Annotated in this window: 6 protein-coding genes, 1 pseudogene and 1 riboswitch; of the genes and pseudogenes, 3 read left to right on the top strand and 4 right to left on the bottom strand. The window is 60.4% G+C overall.

Translation table 11 applies throughout. The features are described 5' to 3' along the window. The 4 genes and pseudogenes from AC221Y_RS19525 to AC221Y_RS19510 all read right to left on the bottom strand — a co-directional run. Nucleotides 1-518 (bottom strand): annotated as a pseudogene (locus AC221Y_RS19525) (hypothetical protein); the annotation flags it as partial. Then, entirely contained in the window at nucleotides 515-1,315 is an 801-nt protein-coding gene (locus tag AC221Y_RS19520) for a cobalamin-binding protein (RefSeq protein WP_299749425.1), read from the bottom strand. The pseudogene AC221Y_RS19525 and the gene AC221Y_RS19520, both read right to left, overlap by 4 nt. Next, nucleotides 1,312-2,067, bottom strand: coding sequence for an ABC transporter ATP-binding protein (locus AC221Y_RS19515; RefSeq protein ID WP_299749422.1), 756 nt, complete (start codon nucleotides 2,065-2,067; stop codon nucleotides 1,312-1,314). Before AC221Y_RS19515 ends, AC221Y_RS19520 begins: the two co-directional genes overlap by 4 nt. Further along, nucleotides 2,064-3,218: a FecCD family ABC transporter permease gene (locus tag AC221Y_RS19510; RefSeq protein WP_299749418.1), complete on the bottom strand. Its 1,155-nt coding sequence runs from the start codon at nucleotides 3,216-3,218 to the stop codon at nucleotides 2,064-2,066. Before AC221Y_RS19510 ends, AC221Y_RS19515 begins: the two co-directional genes overlap by 4 nt. 15 nt (nucleotides 3,219-3,233) lie before the next feature. Continuing rightward, nucleotides 3,234-3,439, bottom strand: a riboswitch (cobalamin riboswitch). A 187-nt stretch (nucleotides 3,440-3,626) separates the two neighbouring features. On the opposite strand from AC221Y_RS19510, the gene AC221Y_RS19505 reads away from it, so the two are divergent. From AC221Y_RS19505 to AC221Y_RS19495, 3 genes are all read left to right on the top strand, one after another. After that, the gene (locus AC221Y_RS19505; RefSeq protein WP_486708100.1) at nucleotides 3,627-4,592 is read left to right on the top strand and encodes a metal ABC transporter solute-binding protein, Zn/Mn family; all 966 of its coding nucleotides are present in this window, start codon (nucleotides 3,627-3,629) and stop codon (nucleotides 4,590-4,592) included. A gap of 9 nt (nucleotides 4,593-4,601) precedes the next feature. Further along, a complete protein-coding gene (aztA, locus tag AC221Y_RS19500) occupies nucleotides 4,602-5,402 on the top strand; it encodes a zinc ABC transporter ATP-binding protein AztA (protein ID WP_486708099.1) in 801 nt (266 codons plus the stop codon). Between the two features lie 4 nt (nucleotides 5,403-5,406). After that, nucleotides 5,407-5,614 (top strand): metal ABC transporter permease (locus AC221Y_RS19495; RefSeq protein WP_486708098.1); only part of this gene is annotated, 208 nt, incomplete at its 3' end.

Below are 5,614 nucleotides of genomic sequence, written 5' to 3'. Positions count from 1 at the left end.
GCCACAGGGCGCGTTGTGGCAACAATTGCCCGCTCCACCGTGCTTGGCGCTTCAAACGTCGGGGCAGGGAGCTCCAGCGAAGGCAATGGCGAAGCCGCCCCGCGTGCTACATCCCAAACCGGCTTAACGTCCGGAACAGATCGTGCGGGCTGTTGCAAAGCCGCCAATTGCGGGACAGCTTCCGCTTCAATCGACGGAGCAGTCGTCACTTCTGGCGCATCCTCCAGTTTCGGGGTCGCATTTGGGACCGTGCTGTCCGACCAAAGGTTAACCTTGGTTACCGTGTCCTCAGAAACAGGCGCATCCAATACTTCTGCAATCGGGGATACGTCCGGGACCGCCTCCCAGGCCGCAACAAGGTCCGAAATGCCCTCCGGAGCCGCTTGCAAACTTAACGCCGCGCGTCCCTCGGCCCCCGCGCCCTCAAACCCGCCGTTTGCCGCGTGATACCCAAGACCCGCCAAATGGATGCCTGTCGCCAATCCAAACGCCACAATGAAATCCCAGTGCGCGATCATGCCACGGTCTCCATCGCGTCCGCCGTCTCAGAAATCGCGGCAGCTATGGCGGCTAAACCATCGCTTAACGCCGCAGGCCCCGGAGCCAGCACCAAGGGCGATTTCAACTCAATAATGCGCCCCCGTGACACCGCCGGAATAGCCGCCCAACCGGCGCGCGCGGCGATCTTTTCTGGCCGCACCTTCTTGCCACACCAACTGGCGAGGATCAGATCTGGCCGGGCTGCAATCACGTCCGAGCTATCCAAAATCCGGCCCTTCGCGCCCTGTGCCTGCGCACGATCCGCGAAGACATCGTCGCCGCCAGCAATCGCAATCAGTTCTGACACCCAGGCAACCCCCGCAATCATAGGGGCGTCCCATTCCTCAAAATACACCCGAGGCCGTACCCACCCGGCCGCCGTCGTGCGCGCCTTCGAGATATTATCCTGCAGCTCGCCAATCAAAGCATCCGCCTGCGATGCATGCCCGACCAACGCGCCAAGCGTGGCGATCATCTCGAAAATTCCTGCTACCGACCGCTGATTAAACGCGTGCACAGCCACGCCCGCCCGGATCAGATCCGCGGCAATATCCGCCTGCAAATCCGAAAACGTCAGGACCAGATCCGGCTCAAGCGCCAAGATCTTCGGCACGTCAGCACTGGTGAACGCGCCAACACGCGGCTTCTCACGCCGCACACGGGCAGGGCGCACCGCATAGCCAGTCACTCCGACAATGCGGTCTTCCGCGCCTAGGATATATAGGGTCTCGACCGTTTCTTCGGTCAGACACACAATGCGTTGGGGTCCGATCATACCGCCCCCTCCAACACGTCTGTCACATGAAACGCATCGCCATCCCAACGTCCGCAAACTTGAAACACGTCGCGTAATCGGTCGTCGCTTAACACCTCGCGTGGTGTGCCGTCTGCCACCAACTTTCCGCGATGGATCATCACCAAACGCGTGCAATGTTGCGCGGCCAACCCAAGGTCATGCATCGACACCAACACCGACTTGCCGCCCTGCGCCAGCTTTGAGAAGACCCGCATTAAACTGAACTGATGGGCTGGGTCCAAACCTGCCACCGGCTCGTCCGCCATGATCAGAGGTGTGCTTTGTGCCAAAACGCGGGCAATTAAAACGCGTGCCTGTTCACCGCCCGACAATGCAGTTGCATCCCGCCTTGCAAAGGCCGTCAGACCCATCTGCTCTAACGCCTGCGCGACCGCCTCGTGATCGGCCTGCGATAGCTTCCGCCCCCCTGCCAGATAGGGCGATCGCCCAAGCGATACCAAAGTCTCGACGGACACTGGCCAGGCAATCTCGCGCGCCTGTGGCAACCACGCCGCCGCCTTCGCGCGGTCGCGCGCGTGAAGGGCCGTCAACGACGACCCACCAGAAGCGGCCAAAAGCCCCAAAGCACCACGCATCATCGTCGTCTTGCCGGCACCGTTTGGCCCGATCAGCCCAACAACCTCGCCGGCACCAATCTCAAGCGTAACACCATCCACAACCGGACAGCCGCCACGCATCACCGTCAAAAGATCAAGGCTCAACAGGCTCACAGCCCCGCCCTCCGTGTCCGAAAGATCAGATGCAGGAACACAGGCGCGCCAATGAACGCGGTCAAAACCCCCAGCTTCAGATCCCGGTCAGGCAACAATCCCTGCGCGGCACTGTCGGCCAAAAGGACCATCGCAGCCCCACCCAATGCCGACGCTGGCAACAATCGCGACGGCAGCCCGCCTGTCAGGGGGCGCAAGATATGCGGTACAACCAACCCGACAAAGCCGATTGCCCCCGTAACTGCCGTCGCCGCGCCAACAGCCAGAGCAGTCCCTGTCACAACCATTAAACGCAAACGCCCGATGCGAACGCCCAAAGCCTCTGCCGCATCTTCGCCAAGGGTCAAAGCGTCGAGACCCCGACCGGTCAAAAACAAAACCACACAGCCCAGAGCAATCAACGGCCCCGCCAGCCACACATGGGTCCAGCTGCGGTCCGCCAATGATCCCATTAGCCAGAAAATAATCTCGCTTGCGGCAAAGGGGTTCGGCGACAGGTTTAACACCAATGACGTGGCCGCCGCCGCCAATGCAGAAATCGCGATCCCCGCCAAAATCAAAACCAGTGATGATCCCCGTGGCCCGGCCAGCAGCAACAGCAGGCCAACCGCCACACCGGCTCCGACCAGCGCGAAGATCGGCAATGCCAAAGCAAACGTCGCCGCCAACCCGGTCTGAAGGGCGATCACCGCCCCCAAAGCCGCCGTCGCTGAAACGCCAATTAATCCCGGTTCGGCCAATGGATTGCGCAACAAACCTTGCATTGCGGCCCCGGACAGGCCCAAAGCCGCCCCGACCAGAGCGCCCAGAACTGCGCGTGGCAGGCGGATTTCGCGCATCACGACCGTCTCTGGGCCGCCGTTGTCGACAAAAAACGCCGACAGTCCGCGCGCCACAGACATCCCCGAAGGCCCCGTAACCAACGATACGACAAATCCAAAAAGCACGAGGCCCAAAAGCCCAAGCACCAACGCAATGCTACCCGCATCGCGTGAGGCCTTGAAGTCAGTTGATGTCCCGTCTGCCACTGCCATGGCTGACCCCCAAAACGGCCCCAAAAAAAGCCGCCACGTCTCATCCAAATATCCGAAGAAATCACACTCCGGACGGCGAACATCTGCCACCACGCCGGAGAACCGTAGCTCGTACACGCGCCCCGCGCCCCGAACTGGGTGAACGCCTCGGCAGGTCTCCTGACTTCACGGGTCGTCGCTAGGGCCTGCCTTCCCAGACGTTACCGTCCAGTGGCGCGTTCAGCCGTTGCTCGCCGCTTACAGTTGCGGGGGCAGTCACGGAATTGGAGGCTCTCCCCCGCACCGCGTTCCCTTTTGCCCGGCAGTCGCCTGCCGGAACCGAAGCTATCGCAATCTGCATGGGGTCACAGGGCCATAGGAGTCAAGTCCGCACGCGCCTCTCAACGTCCATCTGCGACGCGCGAATTGCTGCCGACCAGAAAATATTCACAATCGGAAACCTTGACTTCTTGCGAATTGTTCTCAATTAGTAATGAGAGTGCGAATTATTCTCATTTTTAAAAATCTAAATACAAAGGACCACACGTGCAAAGACGGCAGTTCATCACAGCAATTGGAGGCGCATTTGTCGCCGCAAGCTTGGCTGCGCAGGCGCGTGCAAAGGGTTCAACGCTTTCTGTCGTTGCGACAACCGGCATGATTGCTGACACAGCACGCCGTGTCGGCGGGGACCTTGTAACGGTCAAAGCCCTAATGGGGCCGGGGGTCGACCCACATGGTTACCGCCAGACTCGCACAGATATCTTCGCCATGGCACGTGCCGACCTTGTGCTGTGGAATGGCCTCTATCTAGAGGCGCAGATGGAAGACTTTTTGGCTGATCTCGGGCGTAAAACGCCTGTGCGCGCCGTGGCCGAAGGCGTCCCGGCCAAAGACCTTGTCAGCCATGACGACTACGCCGACCGCTTCGATCCGCACGTCTGGATGGACCCGGCGCTTTGGACCTATGCAGTTGCAGCCGTGCGCGACGCCATGAGCGAAGCAGCCCCGGATTTTGCGGACAATTTCGCCGCCAACGCGGAAACCTACATTGCAGAGTTGACTAAACTCGCGGCTTACACTGCGGTGTCGCTTGAAACCGTTCCCGCCGAAACCCGTGTTCTGATCACCGCCCACGACGCCTTCAATTACTTCGGCCGTGCCTACGGTTTTGAGGTGCTCGGCATTCAAGGTATTTCGACCGACAGCGAAGCGGGTGTGAATCGCATCTCGACGCTCGTCGATATGATTGTGGAACGTAAAATTGGTGCCGTCTTCGTCGAAAGCTCGGTCTCCGATCGCTCGATCCGCGCTCTCATCGAAGGGGCCGCCGCCCAAGGCCACAGCCTTAATATCGGCGGAGAGCTTTTCTCCGACGCGATGGGCGAACCCGGCAGCTACGAGGGCACCTACGTCGGAATGATCGATCACAACGCGACCACAATCGCCACCGCTTTGGGTGGCACCGCGCCGGCACGCGGGTTGAATGGCCTTTTGAGCGCAGGAAGCTAAGGAAACAAAATGCTTCAGATTGCAAACGCAGAGAATGTCCGGGCCGAAGCGCAGTTCTTGCGCGAAAGTCCCTTTGCGATCCGTGGCCTGACGGTCTCTTACGACCAGAAGCCGGCCGTATTCTCGGTCGATGCCACGTTTCAACCCGGCAAAATGACCGCAATTGTCGGCCCCAACGGCGCTGGCAAATCCACGCTGATCAAGGCGGCACTGGGCATCATCAAGCCGCTCTCCGGGCAAGTCACCATAATGGGCCGCCCCGTCGCGGCGGAAATGCACCGCATCGCCTATGTCCCCCAGCGCGCCAGCGTCGACTGGGACTTCCCCGTGCGCGTTATTGACGTCGTTCTTATGGGTCTTTTTCGCAAAACCGGCCTTCTGGGGCGTCTTTCAGGGGCTGATCGCAAACATGCGATGTCGTGTCTGAACCGCGTCGGCATGACCGACTTTGCCAACCGCCAGATTGGCCAGTTGTCCGGCGGTCAGCAGCAACGTGTGTTCCTCGCGCGTGCGCTGGCGCAGGACGCCGATCTTTATCTACTGGACGAGCCCTTCGCCGGTGTTGATGCTGCCACCGAAAAGGCCATCATTGCCGTCCTGAAGTCGCTGCGCGCCGAAGGCCGCACGGTTGTCGCAGTCCATCACGATCTGTCCACCGTGCCGGATTACTTCGACAACGTGCTGCTGCTGAACGTTCGTAAAATCGCCGAGGGGCCGGTTGAAACCGCCTTCACCGACGCGAACTTATCCGCCACCTACGGAGGACGTCTCGCCACAGCCCGGATCGACCCAGCCGCGGTTGCAGGCTAACGTCATGTTATTCGAAGCGCTGTTCTTCCAGCTTGGCTACAACGCCACGCTCGTAACCTTTGGCGCGACCCTTCTTGGGGTCGCCGCAGGCGTCACCGGCAGCTTCCTCTTTTTCCGCAAACGCGCGCTTGTGTCCGATGCGATCAGCCACGCGACACTTCCCGGCGTGGCGCTTGCCTTCATTGTCATGGTTGCACTTGGATTTGACGGTC

It is taken from the genome of Boseongicola sp., assembly GCF_057460485.1.
The sequence above is the reverse complement of the archived record's forward strand: the minus strand, read 5'-3'. Positions and strand labels throughout refer to the sequence as shown.